Genomic DNA, 24,985 nt, shown 5'->3' on the forward strand with positions numbered 1-24,985 from the left:
CTCGGGCGTACAACCTCGGCGGTGAGTGGCGGGTCAGTTGGGTGCGCGGATGACGGAATCTGCGCTTCAGGTCTCGTGGGGGGACCCATTTTGGATGAGATAGACACCATTCCACGCCTTGGGGAAGGGCCCGTCGAGGAGACGCCCGCCCCGGATTCGGGTGCGGTGCGACGACGTCCGCGCGGACGTACGGCCCTGATCGTCGCCATCGCCGCGGTGCTCGGGATCGCCGGCGGCACCGCGGTCGGCTACGGCGTGCAGGCGGAGCGGGCGCCGACCCCGCTGGGCGCATTGTCGCAGCCGGACCTGACGTACCCGGCGAAGGCCCTGCGGCCGGACCGGCTGCCGGACCCGCTCCCGGCCGCGCAGGACCGCCGCGCCCGCACGGAGGGGGATCTGCGCAAGCTGCTCATTCCGAGGCCGGCGGGCTGGAGCGAGGGCAAGGACGCGTTCGTGCAGGACGGCTGGATCGAGGTGGAGGACTACGCGCTCGACTTCGAGCGCGATGACGTCATGTTCGGCCGCCTCCTGGAGTCCGGCGTCCGCCGGATCGCCGCTGCCACCTGGAGGAAGGGCGAGTACCGCACGGCGAACATCGCTCTCGTGCAGTTCGCGCCCGGTACGGAGACACCGGCCGCCGCGCACGCCGAGGACCAGCGCGTGTACATGCCCGATGAGGATCACGGCGCGGGCAACAACGGCGACGCCGTCAAGGGCAGCCTCAACGGCCGCTACTACCTCTACAAGGCCGACCTGAAGCCGGGGTACCTGCCGTTCTACCGGGCCAGGGCGATCTTTGACCGGGGCGAGGTCATGGTCGACATCAACCTGTCCGACACCCGGCCGATCAGCAAGAAGGACATCCGGACGCTGGCCGAGCGACAGCTGGAGCGCCTGTGAACGACGACGACACCATCACACCCGCACCGCTGCCCGAGCCCGGTCCCGCCACCGCTCCCGCGCCCGCCCGGAAGGGCGGGAAGCGCCGCGCGCTCCTGGCCACAGGCCTGGTCGTGCTGGTACTCGGGGCCGTCTCCACCGCGGCTGTCTACACGAAGAACACCGTCGACAACGCCGACCGCACGGTGACGACCGAGCTGTGGGCCGGGTCCCCGCACGACACCACCGGCAAGGATCCGGCGGGCGATGTCTCCCTGGGCCGGGCGTCCACCGAACTCAGCAAGCTGCTGATGCCGGTCCCCGACGGGTACCGGCTCGGCCCGGACGAGGGGGTCCACGGCAACGACAGCGAGGTCAGCGGCCCCGAGGCCGCCGCCGAGATGAAGGCCGGAAACCGCGGCCTCGCCGGGAAGCAGCGGCGGGAGCTGGAGAAGCGGATCGACAAGCTCCACGTCCAGGGCCTCGCCGTCCGGACCTACGTCTCGGACGGGAACGACCTGATCTTCAGGACCGAACTGGTGCGGATGGAGGACAAGAAGGCCGTCCGGGACCTCTACGACTTTCGGACCAGGCTCTTCGACGCCATCGGCGTCTTCCGGGACGGGCCCTCGGTCAACGGCCACAAGAAGAACGCCAAGTGCTTCCTCCAGCCCAAGGACAGCGAGCACAAGATCGAGAGCATGGTCTGCATGGCGTACGACGGCGAGATGGTCCTCAGCTTCTCGGCCTCGGGTCCCAGGCCCGTCCGCAAGTCACTTGTCGCCGGACTGGTGAGGGACCAGCTGGACCACATCAAGTCCCCGGGGGAGTACGTATGACCGAGCAGACCGCCGCCGAAGCCGAAGCCGAAGCTCCTGCCGGCGGAGCTCCCGACGCCGCGGCGGCTCCGCCCATGCCGCCGCTGCCGCCCGCGCCGCCGCTGCCCCCGACGTCCCGGCCACCGCGCCGGGTGCTGCGGGCCGTGGCCCGGTGGACCGTCGCGGCGCTGGTGCTCGGCGGGCTGGGCGCGGGCTCGGCGTACGCCATCACCTCGAAGGAGCGCACCGACGTGCCGGGGCTGGCCACCAGGAGCGACGGGCGCTGGGCGTTTCCCCGGTTGAGCCTGCCCGCGCTCCCGCCCGGCGCGCCCCGCCCGTTCACCGAGGGCAACACCGCAGAGGTCCACCACGCGGACCTGCGCAGGCTGCTGCTGCCCGCCCCGGCCGGAGCAACGGCGGACAAGAAGCTGACGGGCGGCTGGATCAGCACGGAACGGTTCGTCTCCGAGTACGAGCAGAGCTCCCGAGCCGATATCGCCGCCGAGCTGAAGGAGTCCCCTCTCCGGCACATCGCGGCGCGTGGCTGGACCATGCCGGACGGCACGTCGAGCCGGATCTATCTGCTGCAGTTCAACTCGGCGGGCTATGCCGAGGCGTTCCACGACGAGCGCTACGGCGGCACCGCGACGGCGGGGGACCTGCCGGCCGGCGCGGCTCAGGTGGAGCTGGACGAGAGCTGGTCGGGCGGCGGGAAGGTGGAGCACACCGCGTCCTATCTGGCCGTGGAGCCGAAGCCCTTCGGCGCCGCACAGGTCAGGCAGGCGTATCTGGTCGCCGGTGACACCGTCGCGCTGATCGTCCAGTCCCGCCGGGGCGCCGGGGGCACGCCGCGCGTTCCCTTCCATCAGACGGTGATCCTGCAGAACCAGCTGCTGGGCTGAGCCGCTCCGCGGCAAACCCCGAACCGACGGGCCGGGCCTCCACCCATTAGGCTGGGACCCGGCCCGTACTGCTGCCATACCGCTCGTTCAAGGAGCTCCCGTGCTTGAGGCATTCTTCACCACCCTGCTGGTCCTGGTCTGTGTCGGCACCCTCGCCTTCGCCGGTCTGACCGTGAAGAAGCTGTACCAGGGTCAGCGCTGACCCCTCGGCTCCACGCGCGTCCTCCCCGTTCCGCCCGCCTCACAGATCGTCTGAGCCGCTCATGATCGAGATTCCGTCCGACCTCCACCCGGACCTCGTCCCGCTGGCCTTCCTCCTGGGCAACTGGGCGGGCGCGGGCGTGTCCGACTTCCCCGGTGCCGAGAAGTGCAACTTCGGCCAGGAAGTGACCTTCAGCCACGACGGCCGGGACTTCCTGGAGTACGTCTCGCACACCTGGGTGCTCGACGCCGAGGGCGAGAAGGTCCGGCCGCTGGAGTCGGAGTCCGGCTACTGGCGCATCGACAAGGACCGCAAGGTCGAGGTCGTGATGGTCCGCGACCAGGGCGTCATCGAGATCTGGTACGGCGAGCTGGCCCACCAGAAGCCGCAGATCGACCTGGTCACCGACGCGGTGGCCCGGACCGCGGCCTCCGGCCCGTACAACGGTGGCAAGCGGCTCTACGGCTATGTGAAGAGCGACCTGATGTGGGTCGGTGAGAAGTCCACGCCCGAGGTGGAGCTGCGGCCGTACATGTCGGCGCACCTCAAGAAGGTCGTCACCCCCGAAGAGGTCGCCGCGATGGCGAAGAGCCTCGGTGACCTGCCGGACGACGGGATCGCGTTCTTCAAGTAGCCGGGCTCCGGCGGTGGGCCCGGACCTACACTGGGGTCTGTGGTGAGCACCGACTGGAAGACCGATCTTCGGCAGCGCGGCTACCGGCTGACGCCGCAGCGGCAGCTTGTGCTGGAAGCCGTGGACGCGCTGGAGCACGCGACGCCCGACGAGATCCTCTCCGAGGTCCGCCGGACGGCCTCCGGCGTGAACATCTCGACCGTCTACCGGACCCTGGAGCTCCTGGAGGAGCTCGGCCTGGTCAGCCACGCCCACCTGGGCCACGGCGCACCGACGTACCACCTGGCCGACCGGCACCACCACATCCACCTCGTCTGCCGGGACTGCGGAGACGTCATCGAGGCCGATGTCGGCGTCGTCGCTGAGTTCACCGAGAAGCTGCGCGGAGCGTTCGGGTTCGAGACGGACATGAAGCACTTCGCGATCTTCGGCCGCTGCGCGGACTGCTCGGCGAAGGCGGCCGAGCGGCCCGTGGATCCGGCCGAGCGGTCCGCGGATCCCGCCGGGCGGTCCTCGAATCCGGCCTGAGGGTCCGAGTCGTACGCTGGTCGCATGAAGAGCCCCCTGCTGTCCCTGCCCGGTGCCGTCCCCGCCGAGGGCTGCGACGAAGGTGTCGCCGCGCACTACGGTGACCTGTTCCGCGAGCAGCGTGCCCTCGCCGACGGCTCCGGCCTCGTCGACCTCTCGCACCGCGGAGTGGTCACCGTCACCGGGAGCGACCGGCTGGCCTGGCTGCACCTGCTGATCACCCAGCACGTCACCGACCTCGCGCCCGGTCAGGCCACCGATTCGCTGATCCTCACGGCGAACGGGCACATCGAGCACGCCATGTACCTCGTCGACGACGGCGAGACCGTGTGGATGCACGTCGAGCCGGGCACCCAGGGCGAGCTGATCGCCTATCTGGAGTCGATGAAGTTCTTCTACCGCGTCGAGGTCGCGGACCGTACCGAGGACTTCGCGGTCGTGTACCTGCCGGCCGGTTCCATCGCCCCGGCGCCGGAGGGCGCCGCCGTGCGCGAGACGCCGTACGGCCGTGATCTGTTCCTGCCGCGTGCCGGTCTGGAGGCGTACGCGGCGGAGCATGGGCCGGCCGTCGGGGTGCTGGCCTACGAGGCGCTGCGCGTGGAGGGCCACCGCCCGCGCCTCGGTTTCGAGACCGACCACCGCACCATCCCGCACGAGCTGGGCCTGATCGGCAGCGCCGTCCACCTCCAGAAGGGCTGCTACCGGGGCCAGGAGACCGTGGCCCGGGTGCAGAACCTGGGCAAGCCGCCCCGCCGGCTGGTCTTCCTGCACCTGGACGGCAGCGAGGTGCTGCTCCCCGGGCACGGCACCCCGGTCCGGCTCGCCTCCGACGGGGCCGAGGGCCGTCAGCTCGGCTTCATCACCAGCTCCGCCCGCCACCACGAGCTGGGGCCGATCGCCCTGGCCCTGGTGAAGCGGAACGTGCCGGTGGACGCGGAGCTGCTGGCGGGGGAGAACACGGCCGCCGCGCAGGAGACGGTCGTCGAGCCCTGAGGGCTGTCTTCAAGACATTCCCTGGGGCCCGTACGGAGTGGTTGCGCGTCAGACCTCGACGACGAGGGTGAACGGGCCGTGGTTGGTGAGCGAGACCCGCATGTCCGCCCCGAACCGGCCCGTCTCCACCCGCGCCCCCAGCGCCCGCAGCTGCGCCACCACCTCGTCGACCAGCGGCTCGGCGGTGGAGCCGGGCGCGGCGGCGTTCCAGGTGGGCCGGCGGCCCTTGCGGGCGTCCCCGTAGAGAGTGAACTGCGAAATCACCAGAAGCGGTGCATTCACATCGGAGCAGGACTTCTCGCCCTCCAGGATGCGGACCGACCAGAGCTTCCGGGCGAGCTGTGCCGCCTTCTCCGGGGTGTCCCCGTGAGTGACCCCGACCAGCACACACAGGCCCTCGCCGATGATCTCACCGACCACCGCGGGGCCGCTGCCCTCGCCGTCGGCGTCGGCCACTGTGACGGTCGCGCCGTCCACCCTCTGTACCACTGCACGCATACAGACCAACCTATCTTGGGCTGAACGGGTACAGAGCACCTCCACCGGCACCCTCGGAGTGGCACGATGCACGGAGGCGGTGTGCCGACGCACCGGTCGAGGGGATGGACAAGCATGAGCACCCATGGAACCGGGCAGTCCCCGGGTACCGTGCCGGTCACGCGTGCCGGCGTCAACAGCAGTGCGGGTACGAGCACGAGCACCATGCGCCCGCCTGTGCAGCGGACCGGGCAGGGCTCCGACGACGGCCCGGCCGCGACCCAGCCCGAACTGGGCGCCCTGCGACTGCCTGAGCTGCGCACGCTGCGCCGCGATTCGCAGAGCGACGAGGCCGACCTGAGCTATGTGCGGCGGCTGGTCCAGGGGCGCGTGGACATCCTGCGGGCCGAGCTGGCCCGGCGCCGGGACCCCGAGTCGCCGGTGGTGGACCGGCTCTCCGAGATCCTCGCGGACCCCCCGTCGCTGCACCGCTCCTCGGCCCGGCACGTCACGCTGAGCACCCCGCGCAGCGACGAGTACCGGCAGCTGGCGGCCGAGACGCTCGCGGAGGTCGAGCTGTCCGACCTCGACGCCCGTACGGACGAAGAGCTGCACACCGCGATGGGCCGCCTGGTCCGCTACGAGCAGCAGGTGTCGCGGCGCCGCCACCGGCTCCAGCGCACGGCGGACGACTGCAGCGCGGAGATCGCCCGCAGGTACCGTGACGGGGAAGCACAAGTAGACGACCTGCTCGCCTGAGGCAACCCCTCCGGGGGCGGGTCCCGCCCGTCCCCGGAAGGCCATCATGACCTCCAGCGCAGCCCCGTCCGCCAGCTCCGACGCCATACCCGGACCGGTGCCCGCACCACCGGTGCTGGCCGAGATCGTGCGGTCCGGTTTCATCGAGGGCCACCACCGCGGCTCACTGGTCGTCCTGGCCGCCGACGGCAGCGTCGAGCTGACCCTGGGCGATCCGGCGGCGCCGGTCTTCCCGCGCTCCTCGAACAAGCCGATGCAGGCCGCGGCGGTGCTGCGGGCCGGGCTCGACCTGTCGGGGCAGCGGCTGGCGCTGGCCGCCGCGAGCCACTCGGGCGAGGGCTTCCACCTCGCTCTCGTGCGCGAGATGCTCGCCGAGCACGGGCTGTCGCCCGACGATCTCCAGACCCCGCCGGACCTGCCGCTGGACCCGGTCGAGGCGGAGGCGTACCTCGCCGCGGGCCACGTCCGGGAGCGGATCACCATGAACTGCTCCGGCAAGCACGCGGCGATGCTCGCGGTGTGCCTGCGCAACGGCTGGGACCCGGCCACCTATCTCGACCCGGCGCACCCGCTCCAGCAGCTCGTGCTCCAGGTGGTCGAGGAGGCGGCGGGCGAACCGGTCGCCTCGGTCGGTACGGACGGCTGCGGAGCGCCGCTGATGGCGATCTCGCTGGTGGGCCTCGCGCGGGCGTTCCGTACGTTCGTCACGGCGGCCCCGGGTACGGCGGAGCGCCGGGTGGCGGACGCGATGCGGGCGCACCCGGAGTACGTGGCGGGCACCCGCCGCCCCGACACCTGGCTGATGCGCGAGCTGCCCGGCACGCTGTCCAAGATGGGCGCGGAGGCGGTCCAGGCGGTGGCCCTCGCGGACGGCAGGGCGCTGGCCTTCAAGATCGACGACGGCTCGACCCGGGCGCTGGGCCCGGTGCTGGCCCGCGCGCTGGGCCTGCTCGGGGTGGACGCCCCGGTGGTGTCGCGGATCGGACGGGCGCCGCTGCTGGGCGGCGCCGTGGAGGTGGGCGAGATCCGGGCGGCGTTCTGAGCCGTCCCGGCCGCCCTGTCCCGGCCCCTGTCCCGTCCCGCGCACCGGGAAAAGGTCCCGTTCCGCGCACCGGGAAAGGTCCCGTCCCGCGCACCGGGAAAAGCGGGCGACATCCCGAACGGCCGTGTCTAGCGTGGAGCGTATGAACAGCCTTGAGGCCCGTACCGTCACCGAGTCCGAGTTCGCCGACTGGCTGCGTGCCTTGAACACCGGTTTCCTGCGCGCGCCGACCCCCTCGGACGAGGAGGTGGCCGGAAGGCTGCCCCATATGGATCTGGCCCGCGTCCAGGGGGTGTTCGACGCCGGGCGGTGCGTGGCGACGTTCCGTTCGTTCGCGCAGGAGCTGACGGTCGTCGGCGGCGCGACGGTGCCCACCGACGCGGTCACCAACGTCACCGTGACGCCCACCCACCGCCGCCGAGGGCTGCTCACCCGGCTGATGGCGAAGGACCTGGCGGCGGCCAGGGAGCGCGGCGACGTGGCTGCGACCCTGATCGCCGCCGAGTACCCGATCTACGGGCGGTACGGCTTCGGCCCCGCGGCCTGGACCACCGAGTGGGAGATCGACATACCCCGGGCGGGCCTCGACCCCCGGCTGTCCGGGACGTCGGCCGCGGACGGCGGCCGGATCGACCTGGTGGACGCGCCGGAGGTGCGCAAGCTGGGCCCGGCCCTCCACGACCGGCTGCGGGCCCGGCAGCACGGGGCGGTGAGCCGTAACGACCGCTGGTGGGACCTGTCGACCGGGAACGCGCTGTTCCCCAACGACCCCTGGACCGAGCCGTTCTACGCCATCCACCGCGACGCGGAAGGCACCGTGGACGGTCTCCTCGTCTACCGCGCCGACGACCACTGGGGCGACGCCAAGCAGCCCCAGAACCGGGCGACGGTGCGCAGCATGATCGCGACGACCCCGGCGGCGCAGCGGGCGCTGTGGCACTTCCTCTGCTCGGTCGACTGGGTCACCACGATCCGCACCGGCAACCGCGCCCCCGACGACCTCCTCCCGCTGCTCCTCCCGGACCCGCGCGCGGCCCGTGTGGTGACGCATGCGGACTTCCTGTGGGTGCGCCTCCTGGACGTCGTACGCGCGCTGGAGGCCCGTACCTACGCGGTCCCCGGCTCCCTGGTCCTGGACGTCCACGACACCACCGGCCTCACCGCCGGCCGCTTCCACCTGGACGCCTCGCCGTCCGGCGCCACCTGCACCCCGACGACGCGCAGCGCGGATCTCGCGCTGGACGTGCGGGAGCTGGGAACGCTCTACCTGGGCGACGAGTCGGCCCTGCGGCTGGCGGCGCTGGACCGGATCGAGGAACTGACCCCGGGCGCGGCGGCGCTGGCGGACGGGGTGTTCCGGGCGGGGCGGCGGGCCTGGTGCCCGGATGTGTTCTAGGGTGCGTCGTCCCACTGCGGTCGGCCGCGTGACATGCGCGATCGTGTAGACGCCTCCGCCGGCCTGGTGCTGCGGAGATGGAGGGCCGAGGACGTCCCGGCGGTGATGGCCGCGTTCGCGGATCCGCTCATGCGGAGTCAGTCCGGCGAGCCGGTCGACTCGGTCCGGTCCGCCGAGCGGTGGGTGGCGGCTCGTGGTGATCAGTGGGCCGCCGGCTCCGCCCACTCCTTCGCCGTCGTCGACGGCGGTGGTCTCGTTCTCGGCCAGGTGTGCGTCGGCCCGGTGGACCGGCGTCACGGCACGGGGTGGGTGTCCTACTGGACGGCATCACCGGCCCGAGGCCGAGGCGTTGCCTTCCGCGCCTGCCGTGCCCTGGCCCAGTGGGCTTTCGACGATGCCGGACTCTTCCGGCTGGAGCTCGGGCACCGGGTGAACAATCCCGCCTCCTGCGGAGTGGCTCGCGCGGCCGGCTTCGCGGTGGAGGGACGGCAACGGCAGAAGCTCGCGTACGACGGTGTCCGCTTCGACGTGGAGCTCCATGCCCGCCTGGCGACGGACAGGGGGCCGATGCCGTGGTGAGGCGGGCTCCGGTCTGTGCCCCCGCGTAGGGTCGGAACAGTGATTGAGACCATCGTCTTCGACGTCGGCGAGACCCTGACCGCCGATGACCGCTACTGGGCCGCCTGGGCAGACTGGCTCGACGTGCAGCCCCACACGCTCAGTGCGCTGGTCGGAGCCGTGGTGGTCCAGGGGCGTGACAACGCGGATGCTGTGCGACTACTGCGACCGGGCATCGACATCGCCGCCGAGTACGACGTCCGTGAGGCCGCCGGGCGGGGCGAAATGCTCGACGAGCGCGACCTTTACGACGATGTCCGCCCGGCCCTCGCGGCGCTGCGCGAGCTCGGTGTCCGCGTGGTCGTGGCCGGAAATCAGACACAGAAGGCAGCCACCCTGCTGCGCGCGCTCGATCTCCCCGCAGACCTCGTGGTCATGTCCGGCGAGTGGGGCGTCGCCAAGCCCTCCCCGGCATTCTTCGCCCGCGTCCTGGAAGTGTCCGGGGCGAGCCCGCAGGCGACCCTGTACGTGGGCGACCATCCCGCCAACGATGTCTTCCCGGCCAAGGCGGCGGGGCTGCTGACGGCCCACATTCGGCGTGGCCCGTGGGGGCACTGGTGGGCAGACGACCCGGCAGTGCGCGCCGAGGCGGACTGGTCGATCAACTCCCTCATGGATTTGGTCGGGATCGTCAGGCCGTGACGGCAAAGTAGCGGTACCCCGGGGGGTGAGGTGGCGCCGTTCGCGTACCCAGGGAGTGATTGCCCGGTACGGTTCGAGCGGACGCGTCGAACGGAGCACTATGCCGCCGCCCCAGCCCGCTTCTGCAGGCCGCCGCGTTGCGTACTACCGCAGTGTCGCTCGCCCGAGGCTGACCCAGCAGCAACTCGCCCACCGCGCGAACGTCGCACTCGGCACCATCCGCAAGATCGAGCGTGGAGATCGTGGCGTAACCGGCAGCACCCTTGATGCCATCGCCGGAGCGCTTGGCGTGGACCCGTCCCGTCTCGTCGCAGACCGAGAGCATGCTTCCACTCGCGTTCGAGAGGCGCTCCCAGGTCTGTCAGCGGCCATCGCCGCCTACGACGTACCGGAGGACGGGCCCGTCCGGCCGCTCTCCGAGCTTCGGTCCGCGGTCGCTGGAGCCACCGCGTGGCGCTTGTCCTCGCAGTACCTCCAGATCGTCCGGACGATGCCCGACCTGCTGGCCGAGCTCGCAAGGGCTGCGCAGATGTCACGATCCGCAGGCAGCGCCGAGCTCGCAACGCTCCTTGTGACGGCGTACCGGTGTGCGGACTCGGTTGCGTACAAGTACGGGGCGCACGACCTGTCCGCACGCCTCGTCGAACTGATGCGCTGGGCGGCGCCCGGGGCTGAGGACCCGCTGCTGTCGGCCGTAGTGAGCTACGTCCGTACAGAGACGTTCTTCGCCGCCCGAGCTCATGCCCCAGGGCTTCGTGCACTGGAGCAGGCCATCGATACCTGTCCCGGGCCTGTCAGCCCCGAGACGATTGCCGCCCGCGGGGCACTTCATATGCGGGCCGCTGTCATCGCAGGGCGAGCCGGGTGTGCCGACGCTGCCGACGCGCACCTGGCCGAAGCATGCGCGCTGGGAGACCGCGTTCCTGAAGGCGTCTACCAAGGAACCGCGTTCGGGCCGGACAGCGTCCGCGTACACAAGGTCAGCGTCGCAGTCAGTCTCGGAGACGACCGCGCGCAGCATGCCGTGGATGTGGCCCGTGAGTGGAACCCGCCGCTCGGGCTGCCTGCCGAGCGGCGCTCCGGCTTCTACATCGAGCTTGCCCGCGCGCAGCTGTGTTGCGGGCTCATGGATGACAGCTTCCAGTCGTTGAAGGCCGCCCGCCGGATCGCACCGCAGCACACCCGCGAGCATCCATGGGTGCGGGAGGACGCCGCGACGCTGCGCCGACTGAAACGCGCAGACTTCGAGACGCTGACGAACTTCGCGGAGTGGTGTCACGCGGGCTGACTGGACGTACCCCTGGCTGGGGTACTTTGCCCTCGCGCTGCGGCCCATGATCTGCCCTGTCGAACCAGCGGGCAGATGGGATCAGCCATGAGCGAGTCAGTAGCAAGGCCCTCCAATCCCGTCGAGGAGCCATGCAGTCTCGTCCGGGTGCACGGCGAGGTGTGCTCCCGCGGAGCGGTGGCCGCGACGGTGCGTGCCGCCGGAACGATGACGCTGACTGGTCGGGACCGCCTCCGGCCGATCGTCACCTGCAGCTGCCATTCCGGCACCACGCCGGGCCCCGTTCTGCCATGGCTCCCGCCGGACGGCACTGCGCGGGTAGTCGGGGCCGGCGAACATTGGGACGCGGTACGTGTGCCGTTCAGTCTCGGCCGTCCGGCCGTCGATGCGTTGAGCGGCGCCTGCGGTGCGGTGATCAGCGACTCGTGGTCCCGCACCCTGTACTTCCTGACCACGGCAGGCGCGACCGCGGGCTGGGAGGTGCAGGGTACCGTCCCCTGCGGGGCCACTACTTACGTCACGGTGCCGCCGCTGAACGCCACGAACACCGGTCTGCACTGGCTCCGCCCGCCGACATGTGACCGCGTCGGCATCGACCCCGTACAGCTGTGCGCAGCCCTGGCCGCGTCGACGGCGCTCATGCTCGGCCCGAGGGCGGGGCGACTCGTATGACGATCCGGTCAGTCATCCGATTCGCGGACTGGACGGTCAACGTGGACCGAACCCCTGGCGCCTCGGGTCCTGTGTACGAGGTGGAGTGCACGACGTGCCTGGAGCGGTCCGAGGGGCACGATCAGCGGACACCGCCCGAGTGCTGGGCGCTGCGTCATACCGGCCGCAACCCTGACCATCGCGGATACCGCGCGATCATCACGTCGTTCCTCCGCGTCACCCCCGCTCCGGGGAACCCGCTTCACCAGGAGGCACCGTGACGGAGGCGCTCGCGATCACCGCCTCGGGGGACGGGGTGCGGTCATGATCTGCGTCGACTGCGACCGGACGATCACAGGCGCGTACGTGGTGGTCGCGTACGGCGACTCCATGTCAGCCGCCCGACGGGACTCGTACGCCCATCCGCCGCGAACCCCGGAGTGCCTGCCCCGCACCCGGAGGCGGCTGGCGTTCCGGCGGAAACTCGACGAGAGCCATGAGCTCGGCATGCCGGCGCCGGACTCCCGCTCGTAGGCGCTCGGTGAGCGGCTGCGGACGGCTCCGTCCTCACCGCGTCCGCACCCTGAAAAGCGCCCCCGACAGTGCCATCGCCACCGTCAGGATGCCGCCCGCCCAGGTCAGCGCGATCCAGGGGGAGTTGCCCACCGGCTGGTCCAGCAGGAGGCCGCGGAGGGCTTCGATGGCCGGGGTGACGGGCTGGTGTTCGGCGAAGCCGTGGAGCCAGGTCGGCATGGAGTCGACCGGGACGAAGGCGCTGCTCGGGTAGGGCAGGAACAGCATCAGGAAGGTGAATCCGCCGGCCGCCTCCGGGGTTCTGGCGAGCAGGCCGATCGCGGCCGACAGCCAGGACAGGGCGACGAGGTACGCGATCAGGACGGTGAGGGCGAGGAGCCAGCCGGTGGCGGTGGCCGTGAGGCGGAAGCCGATCAGGAGGGCGATGCCCAGGACCAGGACGGTGGAGACCAGGTTGCGGGCCGTGCTCGCGGCGACGTGGCCGGCCAGGATCGCCGCACCGCCGATGTCGAGGGTGCGGAAGCGGTCGATGATGCCGCCCTTCATGTCCTCGCTGACGGCCACCGCGGTGGTGGCGGCACCGAAGCCGGCGCACAGCAGCAGCACACCGGGGACGACGTAGGTGACGTACGCGGTGTGCGGGATTCCGGTGTCGATCGCGCCGCCGAAGAAGTAGACGAAGATCAGCATCAGCATGACCGGCAGCATCAGTGAGGTGACCAGGGCGTCGGTGTTGCGTCTGCTGATGCGCAGGGAACGGGCGGCCATCGTGCCGGCCGGAGCGAGTGTGCCGGGGTGGTTTTCAGACATGGGCGGGCGGTGCCTCCTTCGGGTCCGTCGCGGTCAGGGCCAGGAAGACGTCGTCGAGCGTGGTGCTGTGCACGGTGAACCGCTCGACCTCCGTGCGGCTCGGGTCGATCTCGTCGAGGAGTGCCCGTACCTGGGCCGCCGAGCCGTCCGTGGGGAGCCCGAGGGTGAGGGTCGCGGGGGAGTGGTGCACGGCGCGGTGGGTGAGCCGGAGGTAGCTCGCGCGATCGGCCATGACCAGGTCGAGGCGGTGTCCGCCGACGCGTGACTTCAGTGAGGCCGCCGTGCCCTCGGCGGCCTTCCGGCCCCGGTCGAGGACGGCGATCCGGTCGGCCAGCCGGTCGGCCTCCTCCAGGTACTGGGTGGTGAGCAGGACCGTGGCGCCCTCGGCGGCGAGTTCGCGGACCACCTGCCAGAGCTCCTGGCGGCTGCGCGGGTCGAGGCCGGTCGTCGGCTCGTCCAGGAAGAAGACCTCCGGCTGCGGGCTGCCGACCAGGCCGGCCGCCAGGTCGAGCCTGCGCCGCATGCCGCCGGAGTACGTGCGGACGGTGCGGCGGGCCGCTGCGGTGAGGTCGAAGCGTTCGAGGAGTTCGGCGGCCCGGTGGCGCGCGTCCGCCCGGGAGCGGCTGGTGAGCCTGGCCATCATGCGCAGGTTCTCCTCGCCGGTCTGCGTCTCGTCGACGGCGGCGTTCTGCCCGGTGAGGCTGATCGCGCGGCGGACCCGGCCGCGCTCTGCCACGACGTCGTACCCGGCGACGCGGGCCGTGCCGCTGTCGGGGGTGGTGAGCGTGGCCAGGATGCGTACGGCGGTGGTCTTGCCCGCACCGTTCGGGCCGAGCAGCGCGAAGACGGTGGCGCGCTCGACGCGCAGGTCGATGCCGTCCAGGACGGGCGGTGCGCATGCCCCGTACGACTTCGTCAGGCCGTGGGTCTCGATCATGGCGGCCGGGGTTGGTGGTGTGCGTGTGGCTGGTGGCATGGGTGCGCCTTTCCGTGCACTCTCTGCGTATGGCGTACGCGTTACTGTGTAAGGGTTACGCATAACTAGGATGGCCGTCAAGGGAAGGCGGTTTCAGGTGACGGAAGAGAACGGCTCGCGGGGCGGTACGGGCCTGCCGGCCAGCATCGAGGCCGCCTGGGGGCTGCGGGCGCGCCCGGTGAAGGGGCCCAAACCCGGACTGAGCCTGGAGCGCATCGTGGACGCGGCGGTCGCGGTGGCGGCGTCCGAAGGGCTCGGCGGGGTGTCCATGGGGCGGGTCGCCAAAGACCTGGGCGCCTCGACGATGTCGCTGTACCGGTATGTGGCCGCCAAGGACGAGCTCTACGTGCTGATGCAGGAGGCGGCCATGGGCCCGCCGCCCCCGCTGCCCGCCCTGGAGGAGGGGGCCGGCTGGCGGGAGGCGCTCTCCCAGTGGGCCTGGGCGCAGCGCGGGGTCTACCACCGCAACCTCTGGATGCTCCGCATCCCCATCGCCGGACCGCCCGCGAGCCCGCACTCCGTCGCCTGGTGGGAGCAGGGCCTCCAGGCCCTCGAAGGCAGCGGTCTGGGGCCGGGCGACGCCGTCTCCGTCATCCTTCTGGTCAGCGGTTTCGTGCGGAACGAGGCGCTGCTGATGGGCGATCTGGACGCCGCCGTCGAGGCCCGCGGTGTACCGGCGTTGGAGGTCATGGAGGGCTACGCCCGTACGCTGACCCGGCTCGTCGACCCCGAACGCCACCCCGCGCTCTCCCGGCTGATGGCCACCGACGTGATGTGGGTCCCGGACGAGCCCGACTACGAGTTCCGGTTCGGCATCGAACGGGTGCTGGACGGGATCGAGGCGCTGATCCGCCAACGGGCACGCGAGGAGGGCCGGGAGGGCGGCGGCGGGGCATAGCGGTGGACGTCAGATCCGGTTGCGGCCAAGGGCGTACGCTGCATGGTCATGAGCGGAGAGAAGCCCAGGTCCGGCACGGTGGCGGACGAGGGCACGCCCCGTGGGCCGAACGCGCCGATGAGCCTGCGTGAGCGCAAGAAGCAGCTGACGTACCAGGCCGTGTCCGACGCCGCGATCGCCATGTTCCTGGAGCGCGGCTTCGACAAGGTCTCGGTGGCGGAGGTCGCGGCCGCCGCGGACATCTCCAAGCCGACGCTGTTCCGGTACTTCCCGTCCAAGGAGGACCTGGCCCTGCACCGGTTCGCCGATCACGAGGACGAGTCGGCCCGGGTGGTCGCCGCCCGCGCGGCCGGCGAATCCCCGCTCGACGCGCTGCGCCGCCACTTCCTGGAGGGCCTGGAGCGGCGCGATCCGGTCACCGGCCTGTGCGACGTGCCCGAGGTGCTGGCGTTCCACCGGCTGCTGTACGGGACTCCGTCCCTGGTGGCCAGGCTCTACGCGTACCAGGGCCGCTCGGAGGCGGCGCTCGCCCGCGCCCTGGGAGACGCGGCGGCGGACCGGCTGGCGGCGGGCCAGATCATCGCGGTCCTGCGCATCCTGGCCCTGGACAACTGGCGCCGGATCAGCGCGGGGCAGAGCGCGGACGAGGTGTACGGGGACGCGGTCGAGGCGGCGGAGCTGGGGTTCGTACAGCTGCGGTCGGGGCTGGGACCGGGCACGCGTTAGCCGTTGTCCTCGGCGTGCTGACCGGGCACGCGTTAGCGGTTGTCCTCGGCGTGCTGGGATCGGGGATCGGGCAGGCGTTAGCCGTTGTCCTCGGCGTGCTGCACCGCTTCGGCTATCTCCCGTACTCGGTCGAACGTGATTCCGCTGCGCTGCTCCACCGCCAGCGGATGGCCGGTGGGCTCCAGCTCGATGAGCGGGCGCCGGCCGATCTCGCGGGTGTGGGCGTTGGTCCTGAGGTTGGTCGTACGGGGGGAGTAGAGCCCCAGCTCGGTGGTCAGCCAGCCGAAGTACGGCTTCTCCGACTCCCGGCCCGGGGTCTCCCACACGTCGAGGGCGCGGCCGAAGTTCTCCCGGCTCAGTGACACCCAGACGCCCCAGGAGAACGGTTCCTGGCTGCCCGCCACGGGTATCTCGATCAGGCCCTTGATGAAGTAGTGCTCGTGTCTGACGATGCACTGGTCCGTCGAGAGCATGCTGTCCGGGTCGCTCTCCAGGCTCGCGTCCCAGACGTCGGGGGCCATGGTCGAGTACCCCATCGGGAGTTCCGAGTGGTGTCCGCCGCAGCGGGAGCAGGTGTAGCCGGGGTCGGGTGCCATGGGCGGGATCCTATGGCCGGAAGGGGCACCGGGGCCCACCCGCTGCCCGGCGCCCGCTGACGGCTATGCGGACCGGACCGCCTCTGCGGCTTCGGTCCGGTGAGCCGCCCCGAGCTCCGGCCGGCCTGAGCGGCTGGGATTGCCGGGGCGAGTGGAAGTGCCGGGGCGGGTGGGAGTGCTGGGCCGCGTTCGGCCCAGGACCGTGAGTGCGACGACGAAGGCGGCCGTGAGGAGCCCGCCGCCGACCGCGAACGCCAGGTGGTAGCCGCCGGTCAGCGCCTCGGGCCGGTCACTGCCCCCGGAGAGCAGCGTGTCGGTGCGGGAGGCCGCCAGGGTGGAGAGGACGGCGACGCCCGTCGCCATGCCGATCTGCTGGGTGGTGTTGAACAGCCCCGACACGAGCCCGGCGTCCTCCTCGCCCGCCCCTGACATGCCGAGCGCGGTGAGCGCCGGGAGGGCGAGGCCGAAGCCCGCGGCGAGGAACATCAGCGGCAGCAGGTCGGTGGTGTAGTGCCCGTGGGCGGGGAGCCGGGTGAGCATGCCGAGCAGGGCGATCAGCAGGGCGAGCCCCAGGAGCAGGACGTTGCGCTCACCGAACCGCGCGCTCAGCCGGGCCGAGGCGCCGAGTGACACGGCTCCGATGACGGCGGCGGCGGGCAGCATCGCGAGACCGGTGGCGGCGGCGCCGTGGCCGAGCACCCGCTGGAGGTACAGCGCGACCAGAATCTGGAACGAGAACAGCGCGGCCACCATGAGCATCTGGACCAGATTGGCGCCGGCGACGCTCCGCGACCGCAGGACGCGCAGCGGCAGCAGCGGCGTCCTGGCCGTGGCCTGCCGGACGACGAACCCGGCGAGCAGCGCGAGGGCGAGCGCGCCGAGGCCGAGCGTGTGCGCCGACAGCCACCCGTACGTCCCGACCTCGACGACCGAGTAGATGCCCAGCATCACCCCGGAGGTGACCAGGGCGGCACCGGTGACGTCGGCCCCGGCGCGCAGCCCTGGCCCTCGGTCGGCGGGCAGCACGCGCACCGCGACGAGGAGGGCCGCGACCCCGATCGGCAGGTTGATGAGGAAGATCCAGTGCCAGCCGACGGCGTCGGTGAGGACCCCGCCGAGCACCTGCCCGATCGACGCGCCAGCCGCTCCGGTGAAGCTGAACACCGCGATGGCCCTGGTGCGTTCACGGCTCTCGGTGAACAGCGTGACGAGGATGCCCAGGCCGACCGCGGAGGCCATGGCGCTGCCCGCGCCCTGGAGGAAGCGGGCGGTGATCAGCAGCGCGGGGGAGCCGGCCGCGCCCGCCAGTACCGAGGAGGCGGTGAAGACGGCGGTGCCGGTCAGGAACATCCGCCTGCGGCCGATGAGGTCACCGAGCCGGCCGGCGAGCAGCAACAGTCCGCCGAAGGCGATCAGGTAGGCGTTCACGACCCAGCTGAGGCCCGCGGGTGAGAACCCGAGGTCGTTCTGGATGGCGGGCATGGCGACGGTCACGATCGAGCCGTCGAGCACGGTCATCAGCAGGCCCGCGGCGATCACGCCGAGGGCGAGCCGCCGCGAACGGGCGGTTGCGGGGGCGGGGCCGGGGGTGGGCGCGGGGACTGATGTGCGGGCGGGTGGCTGGGCAGGCAGGGGTGCGGACATCGGACTCTCCTGTCGGTCGGGTCGACAAGAGAGACGCTAGCAGATGGTTTTGTTACGGACTATTTCTTTCGGTTCTGTTTTCGCGCATCTCGCGGGGTGGGTGGGGGTGCGGGTGGGGGTGTTGGCGCGGGCGTGGGCTGGGGTTACTTCTGGCTCTGGCGGGCGCGGCGGGCCGTCGCCGGGGTCTCGGCCGGGGTGGCGAGGCGGTCGCCCGTCAGCTGCTCCAGGGCGCGCAGCAGCGTCTCCCGGTCGCCGCGGTCCAGTCCGGCCAGGGCGCCCCGGTGCACCCGGTCGACGATCTCCTGGCTCCGGCCGGCGAGCGTCGCGCCCTTCTCGGTGACGGCGATGATCCGCGCCCGGCGGTCCCGGCTGGAGGGCCGGCGCTCGGCGAGGCCCGCGCTCTCCAGGGCGTCCACCGTTACCACCATCGTGGTCTTGTCCATGTCGCCGATCTCGGCGAGCTGGATCTGGGTGCGCTCCTCCTCCAGGGCGTGGACCAGGACGCAGTGCATCCGTGCCGTGAGCCCGATCTCGGCGAGCGCCGCCGACATCTGGGTCCGCAGGACGTGGCTGGTGTGGTCGAGGAGGTAGGAAAGGTCCGGTGCGGTGCGCGTGGGTGCCATGGCGGTCATGTCTGCCAGGGTAACAATTCGGTCTGTGGCGGATTGTCCGCAAGCGGACCGTCCCTGCATGGCCCGGCCGTCCCGGCTGGCCCGGCCGTCCCGGCTGGCCCGACCGGCCCCGCATGCCCCGGCCCGCCGGGGGTAATTTCGCTGGCCGATCCGATTCCGTCCCCGCAGAGTGTCCGTATGTCGCCCACCGAAGCCGCCTTCCTGCCCGGTCTGGAGCTCTCCCGGATCCTTTACGAGGAGGCGGTGCGGCCGGTCCTGGACGCCGCCTTTCCCGGACTGCCGTACGCCGCCGCGCGGATCGGGCCGGGCTCCGAGGTGCTCGGCTTCGACACGGCCCGCTCCGCCGACCACGACTGGGGCCCGCGGCTGGACCTCTTCCTCACGGCGGACGACGTCGCGGCACACGGCGACACGATCAGGCGGCTCCTGGCGGACCGGCTGCCCAAGGAGATCCGCGGCTGGCCCACCCACTTCCGCCCCGCCGACGACCCGCTCGACCCGGTCGGGCACATGGCGGCGACCGACGGACCGGTCAACCACCGCGTGGCCGCCCACGACATCGCCGGCTGGCTGACCCGGGAGGCCGGCTTCGACGCGTCGGCCGCCGAACCGTCCGTACGGGACTGGCTCGCGATGCCCCAGCAGCGGCTCGCCGGGATCACCGGCGGCGCGGTGTTCCACGACGGCCCCGGACTCCTCACCACCGCACGGCGGCGGCTGGCCCGGTACCCCGAACAGGTGTGGCGGTACCTGCTGGCCTGCCAGTGGCAGCGGATCTCCCAGGAGGAGGCGTTCGTCGGACGCTGCGCCGAGGTCGGTGACGAACTCGGCTCCGCCGTGGTCGCGGCCCGGCAGGTGCGCGACCTCATGCGCCTCAGCCTGCTCCTGGAGCGGCGGTACGCGCCGTACACCAAATGGCTCGGCAGCGCCTTCGCCCAACTGGACGCGGCCGAAAGGCTGTTGCCGTCTCTGCGCGGTGCGCTGGCGGCGACCGGTCACCCGGAACGGGAACGGCACCTCTGCGACGCGTACCGGGCGGTCGCGATCCGCCAGAACGAGAGCGGCCTCGTCGACCCGGTGGACCCGTCCCCGCGCCCGTACCACGGCAGGCCGTTCCTCGTCCTGCACGCCGAACGCTTCGCCCGCCCGCTCGCCGCCTCGGTCACGGACCCGGAGCTGCGCGGCCGGCCGCTGACCGGGTCCGTGGACCAATGGGCGGACAGCACGGACCTGTTGACGGGGGCGGACGGGGACGCGCTCCGGGCGGCGGCGGAGGCGGCCACGGCCCTCGGGTGAAGGCGTGTCCCGTCGCCCCGGGCGGCACGAACGGCTCGCTGGTGATGGGCGCGGCGGTCGTGATCGCGGGGGCCGGGACGCTCCCCGGGACGCCCGCGCCCACAACGGCGGCGGCTGAGTCGGGGCCGGCGCTCCGGGCGACGGCCGACACGCTACGTCCTGACACACGGTGACACGATCGGCGGCTCCTGGCCTACAGGGCCTGGCCCGTGGTGAGGTCGGCCCGTGGTGACCAGACGGCCCGGAAGCCGATGTTGCCGGCGGAGCTGTCCACGGTGTTGGAGGTGCGGGCGGCGACCCGGTAGCGGTTGCAGTACGAGTCGTGGCACAGGTAGGAGCCGCCGCGCATGGTGCGGCGGTCCGGGGTGCCGGGCTGCCAGGGGTCGGCGGACCACTCCCATACGTTGCCGGCCGTGTTGTAGAGGCCGAATCCGTTGGGTGCGTAGGCGTGGACGGGAGCCGTACCCGCGTAGCCGTCCTCTTCGGTGTTGCGGCTGGGGAAGGAGCCCTGCCAGATGTTGCAGCGGTGTTCGCCGTCCGGCGTGAGTTCGTCGCCCCAGGGGTAGCGGGCCTGGTCGAGCCCGCCCCGGGCGGCGTACTCCCACTCGGCCTCGGTCGGGAGCCGGGCGCCGGCCCACTGGCAATAGGCGACCGCGTCGCGCCAGGTGACGTGGACGACCGGGTGGTCGCCCCGGTCGCGTACATGGCTGCCCGGTCCTTCGGGGACGTCCCAGCGGGCGCCGCCCACCCCGCACCACCAGGGCGTCTGCTGCGGGCGGGGCGAGATCTTGCGCAGATGGCCGGGCAGGAACTTAGCGAAGACGTAGCTCCAGCCGAACTGCTCCGCCTCGGTGCGGTAGCCGGTCGCCGCGACGAACGCGGCAAAACGGTCATTCGTGACGGCGTACGCGTCGATGGCGAACGCCGCGACGCTCACCTCGCGCACGGGGCCCTCGCCGTCGCCCGCGTTGACGTCGGCGTCCTCGCTGCCCATGCGGAACGTGCCGCCGGGCAGCTCGAAGCGCCCGTCGTACGCCGCCTCCGGCGTACGACGGGCGACGGGACCGGTACTCAGGACGGGCTCGGCGCCGGCGGCCCGGTCCCGGGACGGGGCGCAGCAGCTCTTGGGGGCGTCGGTGCGGTTGCTCATCGCTGCCTTCTTCGTCGGGAAGCCGTCGACGAGGAGCACCGGACGGCCGGTACCCCCCGGGAGATCGTCACCATGACCGTGCGGCATCTTCGGTCAGGTGCGCCGGTGGCTCACTCGACGGCTTCCATGGTGTCGGCGACCTCCTCGATGTCCTCCGGGCCCGTGAAACGCAGGTCCACGTGGACCAGTGCGTCCCCCGGCTGGGGAAATTCGCCCGCGTACGCGGCGGACACCTGGCTCGCGGTGTCCCGTCCGACGTCGAGGCCGTAGCCGGACAGCCGTCCGGCCGTCATCGGTATCTCCGCGTCGGCGAGCGGTACGCCTCCCGCCTCCAGTGTGACGCGCGCCGACCGGTCGTCGCGGCACCGCAGCCGGAAGCCGGCCGTGAGCGTGGCGGTGGGCAGGGGGGAGGGTGAGGAACAGACGACGCGGTCGCCCAGCAGGTGGTGCTCGAAGACCAGATGCCGGTGCTTGATGTAGAGCACGTAGCCGCCCGCCGCGGTGCCGGCGGCCAGCAGGACGCCGTCGGCGGTGCGGCGCAGCAGTGCCGTCGCGCGCATCGACCGGTTGCTTCCCGTGACGCGGGTGGGCGCGGGGACGTGCGACGCGCCCGCCTCCAGCCGGATGTGCCCGGCGCCGTGGGTCCCCTGCCCGGTGTGCAGCGCCAGCAGCTCCTTGAGGGGGCGGTCGTCCAGCGGGAACACCCCGTGGCGCGCGGCCTCCTCCTCCCACATCCGGCACAGGCCGGCCAGCCGGCCGGGTTGGAGTGCCGCCAGGTCGTGGCACTCGGAGAAGTCCCGCCGGGTGTCGTACAGGCGCCAGACGTCGTCCTCGTAGGACGTGCCGGGGACATGCGTGGTGACCGCCTTCCAGCCCTCGTGCCACAGCGCACGATGTCCCAGCATCTCGAAGTACTGGGTGTTCCTGGGGGCGGGAGCGGTGGCGTTGGCGAGTACGGCGCTGACGCTGCGGCCGTCGAACCTCGATGCGTCGAAGGCGATGCCGACGGCTTCGAGCAGGGTGGGCGCCACGTCGATGGCGTGCACGAACTGGTCGCGGATCGCGCCGCGTTCGGGTATGCCGCGCGGCCAGTGCACGACCAGGGGAACGCGTACGCCGCCGAGGTCGGTGTACTGCTTGTACAGCCGGAACGGGGTGTTGCTCGCCGTCGCCCAGCCCTCCGGGTAGTGCGCGGGGCCCTCGGGACCACCGAGCTTGTCCAGGCGGGAGAGCTCCTGCTCGACGGTCTGGGGGATGCCGTTGTAGGGGGCGTTGACGTCGACCGCGCCCTGCGGGCCGCCTTCCCGGCTGGCCCCGTTGTCGGAGAGCACCATGACGATGGTGTTGTCGAGTTCGCCCCAGGCCCGGAGGGCGTCGACGACCCGGCCGAGCTGGGCGTCGGCGTGCTCCAGGAACCCGGCGTAGACGGCCTGCAGATGGGTGTGGAGGTTGCGCTGGTCCTCGGTCAGTTCGTCCCAGGGCGCGACGCCGGGATTGCGCTCGGTCAGCTCCGTGCCCCCGGGCACGAGGCCGGCCTCCGTCTGGCGGCGCAGCCGGTCGACGCGCGTGCGGTCCCAGCCCTTGGTGAACACGTCCAGGTAGCGGTCGATGTACGCGCGGGGAGCCTGGAGCGGTGCGTGCGTGGCACCGAGAGCGAGGTTCAGATAGAACGGGCCGGCGGAGCGGTACGTGCGGTGCTCGCGCAGGTACGAGAGTGCACGGTCGGCGAGGTCGGCCGACAGGTGGTAGTCCGGGTCCTGCGACGGCGGGACCGGGTGGTGGTCCTCGAAGAGCTCCGGGGAGTACTGGTCGGTGGCCCCGCCCATGAACCCGTAGAAGCGGTCGAAGCCGCGGCGCAGCGGCCAGTTGTCGTACGGTCCCGCGGGCGTGATCTCGTGCCCGGGGGCCAGGTGCCACTTGCCCACCTGGTACGAGCCGTAGCCGTGCGGGCGCAGCAGGTCCGGCAGCAGCGGGACGTCCGGGTCGATCCTGCCGCGCGAGTTGGCGAAACCGGTGTCGGTGTCCGCGATGAAGCGCATGCCGAGCCGGTGGTTGTTGCGGCCGGTGAACAGGCTCGCGCGGGTGGGCGAGCACATGGGGTTGACGTGGAAGTTGGTGAAGCGCAGCCCGTTCTCCGCCAGTGCGTCGATGGTGGGCGTGCGGATCTCGGAGCCGTAGCAGCCGAAGTCGGACCAGCCGGTGTCGTCGAGGACCACCGTCAGGATGTTGGGCCGGCCGGGCGGCGGAGGGGCGGGCCACCACGGTGTGGACTCGGCGGCTGTGCGGCCGGGGGCCGGTGCGGGGTCAGTGGAGCTCACTGGTGCCTCCGGTGGTCGGGACGGTGCTCTCGCGGTCCTTGCGGCGCCTCTCCTGGATGCGTGCCTCCAGGTTGTCGAGCCACTGGCTGGACTCGACGAGGACGGGTGGCCGGTCGTCGCGCCACGCCTCGTCGCTGTTGTGGCGCGGCTGGTCGAGGACGTGGGTACCGGCCCGGCCCGGCTCCTCGTGGGCGGCGAAGTACGTGTTCAGGGCGGAGTCCAGCTCGTCGCGCCGATCACGCAGCCCGGGGGCGTCGATCACGTTGACCGTCTCGCGCGGATCGTGGTCCAGGTCGAACATCTCGTGCGGGCCGTCCGGGAAGCGCCGGACCAGCTTGTGGTGGTCCGAGCGCACCATGCGCAGGTTCCCGTACTCCGCGAAGACCAGGTCGCCTGCCTCGGGCAGGGGCGCGCCGAGCAGGGCGTCGCGGTAGCTGCGGCCCGGGTACGGGGTCGATGGTTCACCGGGCAGCTCGGCGGCGGCGGTGTCGAGCAGGGTCCGGAAGGTGTCGAGGTGGCTGACGTTCTCCCTGCGCCGCTGGCCGCCGAGGATCGATCCGGGGTGGTTGACGATGAGCGGTACGCGGATGGACTCGTCCACCACGTTGTAGGGCAGGGTGCCGTTGCCCTTGCCCCAGATCCCGTGGTGGCCCATGTTGAGGCCGTGGTCGCTGGTGTAGATGACCAGGGTGTCCTCGCGGAGGTCCAGGGAGTCGAGCTCGTCCAGAACCCGGCCGACCTGGTCGTCGATGTCCGTCACGGCGGCGTAGTACTGGGCGAGCGCCTCGCGCGGGTCGTCGCGCGACGGGTACAGCGACTCCGAGCGAGGGCGGCCGAAGGGGTGGGTGACGTCCTCCGGGATGTCCCGGAACGTGGCCCGTCGGTAGCGGTTCACCAGTCGTTCGGGAGCCCCGGACCACGGGCTGTGGGTGGCGAGGTGGCCGACGAACAGGAAGAACGGCTTGTCCTCGTCCCGGTGGCGCAGGAACTCGATGGCGCGGTCGGTGATGGCATGCCGGTCATAGCGCTTCTCGACGGGCTCGGTGCGCTGCCAGGGGGTGTGGTAGGCCTCCGCCTCGGAGACGGGCGCGCTGCGCGAGTACCAGAAGTCGAAGCCGCGTGCCGGGCACTCGCCGTGGCCCAGGTGCCACTTGCCGCTCAGCCCGGTGACGTAGCCCCGCTCCTGGAGGGCCTCGCTGATCAGGCGCTCACCGGCGAGCCAGGCGGTGGAGCGGACCTCGGGGTCCGCCTCGGCGAGGTAGTCGTGCACACCGTGCTGCGAGGGCAGCCGGCCGGTGAAGAAGGAGGCTCGGGCCGGAGAGCAGACCGGGGAAGGGGTGTAGGCGTTGTCGAAGATCACGCCCGTCTGCGCGAGGTGATCCAGATTGGGGGTCTGCACCTCGGAATTCCCGTAGCAGCCGGCGGCCCACTGGGCGTGGTCGTCGGTGAGGAAGACAAGGATGTTCGACGTCATGTACGGACTCCAGCTCTGTTGAAACGCCCTCACAATTTAAAGATTGGACCTCTGGATGTCCATCCCTTGACAGGCGGGCGTACGCGCCCTTACATGGCCGAA

The 24,985-nt window shown here is 71.8% G+C and carries 27 protein-coding genes and 1 pseudogene; 19 read left to right on the forward strand and 9 right to left on the reverse strand.

Features of this window, described 5'->3' with window-relative positions:
* The first annotated feature begins 165 nt into the window (after positions 1 to 165).
* The 6 genes from ACZ601_RS29655 (at position 166) to ygfZ (ending at position 4,956) form a co-directional block, all read left to right on the forward strand.
* On the forward strand, positions 166 to 900 hold the full coding sequence (locus ACZ601_RS29655) for a hypothetical protein (protein WP_469543705.1): 735 nt from the start codon (positions 166 to 168) through the stop codon (positions 898 to 900).
* Positions 897 to 1,718 (forward strand): hypothetical protein, encoded by an 822-nt coding sequence (locus ACZ601_RS29660; protein WP_469543708.1) that lies wholly within the window; start codon positions 897 to 899, stop codon positions 1,716 to 1,718. The genes ACZ601_RS29655 and ACZ601_RS29660 overlap by 4 nt, the downstream gene beginning before the upstream one ends.
* Positions 1,715 to 2,599, forward strand: a complete 885-nt coding sequence (locus tag ACZ601_RS29665; RefSeq protein ID WP_469543712.1) for a hypothetical protein — start codon at positions 1,715 to 1,717, stop codon at positions 2,597 to 2,599. Before ACZ601_RS29660 ends, ACZ601_RS29665 begins: the two co-directional genes overlap by 4 nt.
* 263 nt (positions 2,600 to 2,862) lie before the next feature.
* Positions 2,863 to 3,435: a heme-binding beta-barrel domain-containing protein gene (locus tag ACZ601_RS29670; protein ID WP_440578371.1), complete on the forward strand. Its 573-nt coding sequence runs from the start codon at positions 2,863 to 2,865 to the stop codon at positions 3,433 to 3,435.
* 39 nt (positions 3,436 to 3,474) lie between these two features.
* Positions 3,475 to 3,963, forward strand: a complete 489-nt coding sequence (locus ACZ601_RS29675) for a Fur family transcriptional regulator (RefSeq protein ID WP_469543716.1) — start codon at positions 3,475 to 3,477, stop codon at positions 3,961 to 3,963.
* 24 nt (positions 3,964 to 3,987) lie between these two features.
* Entirely contained in the window at positions 3,988 to 4,956 is a 969-nt protein-coding gene (gene ygfZ, locus ACZ601_RS29680; RefSeq protein WP_440578369.1) for a CAF17-like 4Fe-4S cluster assembly/insertion protein YgfZ, read from the forward strand.
* A 48-nt stretch (positions 4,957 to 5,004) separates the two neighbouring features.
* Here ygfZ and dtd read toward each other — a convergent pair whose 3' ends face one another.
* Positions 5,005 to 5,454, reverse strand: a complete 450-nt coding sequence (gene dtd / locus ACZ601_RS29685; RefSeq protein WP_440578368.1) for a D-aminoacyl-tRNA deacylase — start codon at positions 5,452 to 5,454, stop codon at positions 5,005 to 5,007.
* Positions 5,455 to 5,568: 114 nt separating this feature from the next.
* Between dtd and ACZ601_RS29690 the strand changes: the two genes are divergently transcribed.
* From ACZ601_RS29690 to ACZ601_RS29735, 10 genes and pseudogenes are all read left to right on the forward strand, one after another.
* Complete coding sequence (locus ACZ601_RS29690; protein ID WP_440578367.1) at positions 5,569 to 6,192, forward strand: RsiG family protein; 624 nt, start codon at positions 5,569 to 5,571, stop codon at positions 6,190 to 6,192.
* Positions 6,193 to 6,238: 46 nt separating this feature from the next.
* A complete protein-coding gene (locus ACZ601_RS29695) occupies positions 6,239 to 7,234 on the forward strand; it encodes an asparaginase (RefSeq protein ID WP_469543722.1) in 996 nt (331 codons plus the stop codon).
* 142 nt (positions 7,235 to 7,376) lie between these two features.
* Positions 7,377 to 8,630, forward strand: a complete 1,254-nt coding sequence (locus ACZ601_RS29700) for a GNAT family N-acetyltransferase (RefSeq protein WP_469543725.1) — start codon at positions 7,377 to 7,379, stop codon at positions 8,628 to 8,630.
* Positions 8,631 to 8,663: 33 nt separating this feature from the next.
* Entirely contained in the window at positions 8,664 to 9,209 is a 546-nt protein-coding gene (locus ACZ601_RS29705; protein ID WP_469543728.1) for a GNAT family N-acetyltransferase, read from the forward strand.
* A gap of 39 nt (positions 9,210 to 9,248) precedes the next feature.
* Positions 9,249 to 9,890, forward strand: a complete 642-nt coding sequence (locus tag ACZ601_RS29710) for an HAD family hydrolase (RefSeq protein WP_469543731.1) — start codon at positions 9,249 to 9,251, stop codon at positions 9,888 to 9,890.
* Positions 9,891 to 9,990: 100 nt separating this feature from the next.
* A pseudogene (locus tag ACZ601_RS29715) lies at positions 9,991 to 10,182 on the forward strand (helix-turn-helix domain-containing protein); the annotation flags it as partial.
* A 198-nt stretch (positions 10,183 to 10,380) separates the two neighbouring features.
* Positions 10,381 to 11,178: a transcriptional regulator gene (locus ACZ601_RS29720; protein WP_469544043.1), complete on the forward strand. Its 798-nt coding sequence runs from the start codon at positions 10,381 to 10,383 to the stop codon at positions 11,176 to 11,178.
* Between the two features lie 354 nt (positions 11,179 to 11,532).
* Positions 11,533 to 11,850: a hypothetical protein gene (locus ACZ601_RS29725; RefSeq protein WP_469543734.1), complete on the forward strand. Its 318-nt coding sequence runs from the start codon at positions 11,533 to 11,535 to the stop codon at positions 11,848 to 11,850.
* Complete coding sequence (locus tag ACZ601_RS29730; RefSeq protein ID WP_469543737.1) at positions 11,847 to 12,110, forward strand: DUF7848 domain-containing protein; 264 nt, start codon at positions 11,847 to 11,849, stop codon at positions 12,108 to 12,110. Before ACZ601_RS29725 ends, ACZ601_RS29730 begins: the two co-directional genes overlap by 4 nt.
* Positions 12,111 to 12,153: 43 nt before the next feature.
* Positions 12,154 to 12,363, forward strand: coding sequence for a hypothetical protein (locus ACZ601_RS29735; protein ID WP_469543740.1), 210 nt, complete (start codon positions 12,154 to 12,156; stop codon positions 12,361 to 12,363).
* A 33-nt stretch (positions 12,364 to 12,396) separates the two neighbouring features.
* On the opposite strand, the gene ACZ601_RS29740 is transcribed toward ACZ601_RS29735, so the two are convergent.
* Both ACZ601_RS29740 and ACZ601_RS29745 read right to left on the reverse strand, forming a co-directional pair.
* Positions 12,397 to 13,173 carry an ABC transporter permease gene (locus tag ACZ601_RS29740; protein ID WP_469543743.1) on the reverse strand — a complete coding sequence of 259 codons (777 nt, stop codon included), beginning with the start codon at positions 13,171 to 13,173 and terminating at the stop codon, positions 12,397 to 12,399.
* The gene (locus tag ACZ601_RS29745) at positions 13,166 to 14,110 is read right to left on the reverse strand and encodes an ATP-binding cassette domain-containing protein (protein ID WP_469543746.1); all 945 of its coding nucleotides are present in this window, start codon (positions 14,108 to 14,110) and stop codon (positions 13,166 to 13,168) included. The genes ACZ601_RS29740 and ACZ601_RS29745 overlap by 8 nt, the downstream gene beginning before the upstream one ends.
* Positions 14,111 to 14,246: 136 nt before the next feature.
* Here ACZ601_RS29745 and ACZ601_RS29750 point away from each other — a divergent pair, with 136 nt between their 5' ends.
* Entirely contained in the window at positions 14,247 to 15,047 is an 801-nt protein-coding gene (locus ACZ601_RS29750) for a TetR/AcrR family transcriptional regulator (protein WP_469543749.1), read from the forward strand.
* A 42-nt stretch (positions 15,048 to 15,089) separates the two neighbouring features.
* Positions 15,090 to 15,773 (forward strand): TetR/AcrR family transcriptional regulator, encoded by a 684-nt coding sequence (locus tag ACZ601_RS29755; protein ID WP_469543752.1) that lies wholly within the window; start codon positions 15,090 to 15,092, stop codon positions 15,771 to 15,773.
* Positions 15,774 to 15,850: 77 nt separating this feature from the next.
* Here the strand turns inward: ACZ601_RS29755 and ACZ601_RS29760 are convergent, their stop codons facing one another.
* The 3 genes from ACZ601_RS29760 to ACZ601_RS29770 all read right to left on the reverse strand — a co-directional run bounded on the left by ACZ601_RS29760 (position 15,851) and on the right by ACZ601_RS29770 (position 18,645).
* On the reverse strand, positions 15,851 to 16,369 hold the full coding sequence (locus ACZ601_RS29760; RefSeq protein ID WP_469543755.1) for a DUF2199 domain-containing protein: 519 nt from the start codon (positions 16,367 to 16,369) through the stop codon (positions 15,851 to 15,853).
* 63 nt (positions 16,370 to 16,432) lie between these two features.
* Positions 16,433 to 18,013: an MFS transporter gene (locus ACZ601_RS29765; RefSeq protein ID WP_469543758.1), complete on the reverse strand. Its 1,581-nt coding sequence runs from the start codon at positions 18,011 to 18,013 to the stop codon at positions 16,433 to 16,435.
* Positions 18,014 to 18,156: 143 nt separating this feature from the next.
* Positions 18,157 to 18,645: a MarR family winged helix-turn-helix transcriptional regulator gene (locus ACZ601_RS29770; protein ID WP_469543762.1), complete on the reverse strand. Its 489-nt coding sequence runs from the start codon at positions 18,643 to 18,645 to the stop codon at positions 18,157 to 18,159.
* A 177-nt stretch (positions 18,646 to 18,822) separates the two neighbouring features.
* Here ACZ601_RS29770 and ACZ601_RS29775 point away from each other — a divergent pair, with 177 nt between their 5' ends.
* Positions 18,823 to 19,941 carry a DUF4037 domain-containing protein gene (locus ACZ601_RS29775; protein WP_469543765.1) on the forward strand — a complete coding sequence of 373 codons (1,119 nt, stop codon included), beginning with the start codon at positions 18,823 to 18,825 and terminating at the stop codon, positions 19,939 to 19,941.
* A 193-nt stretch (positions 19,942 to 20,134) separates the two neighbouring features.
* Here the strand turns inward: ACZ601_RS29775 and ACZ601_RS29780 are convergent, their stop codons facing one another.
* From ACZ601_RS29780 to ACZ601_RS29790, 3 genes are all read right to left on the reverse strand, one after another.
* Positions 20,135 to 21,091, reverse strand: a complete 957-nt coding sequence (locus ACZ601_RS29780; protein WP_469543768.1) for a formylglycine-generating enzyme family protein — start codon at positions 21,089 to 21,091, stop codon at positions 20,135 to 20,137.
* 110 nt (positions 21,092 to 21,201) lie between these two features.
* Positions 21,202 to 23,409, reverse strand: coding sequence for an arylsulfatase (locus tag ACZ601_RS29785; RefSeq protein WP_469543771.1), 2,208 nt, complete (start codon positions 23,407 to 23,409; stop codon positions 21,202 to 21,204).
* Positions 23,396 to 24,883 carry a sulfatase-like hydrolase/transferase gene (locus tag ACZ601_RS29790; protein WP_469543774.1) on the reverse strand — a complete coding sequence of 496 codons (1,488 nt, stop codon included), beginning with the start codon at positions 24,881 to 24,883 and terminating at the stop codon, positions 23,396 to 23,398. The genes ACZ601_RS29785 and ACZ601_RS29790 overlap by 14 nt, the downstream gene beginning before the upstream one ends.
* Positions 24,884 to 24,985 lie beyond the last annotated feature (102 nt).

It is taken from the genome of Streptomyces sp. NPDC104307 (assembly GCF_055584045.1).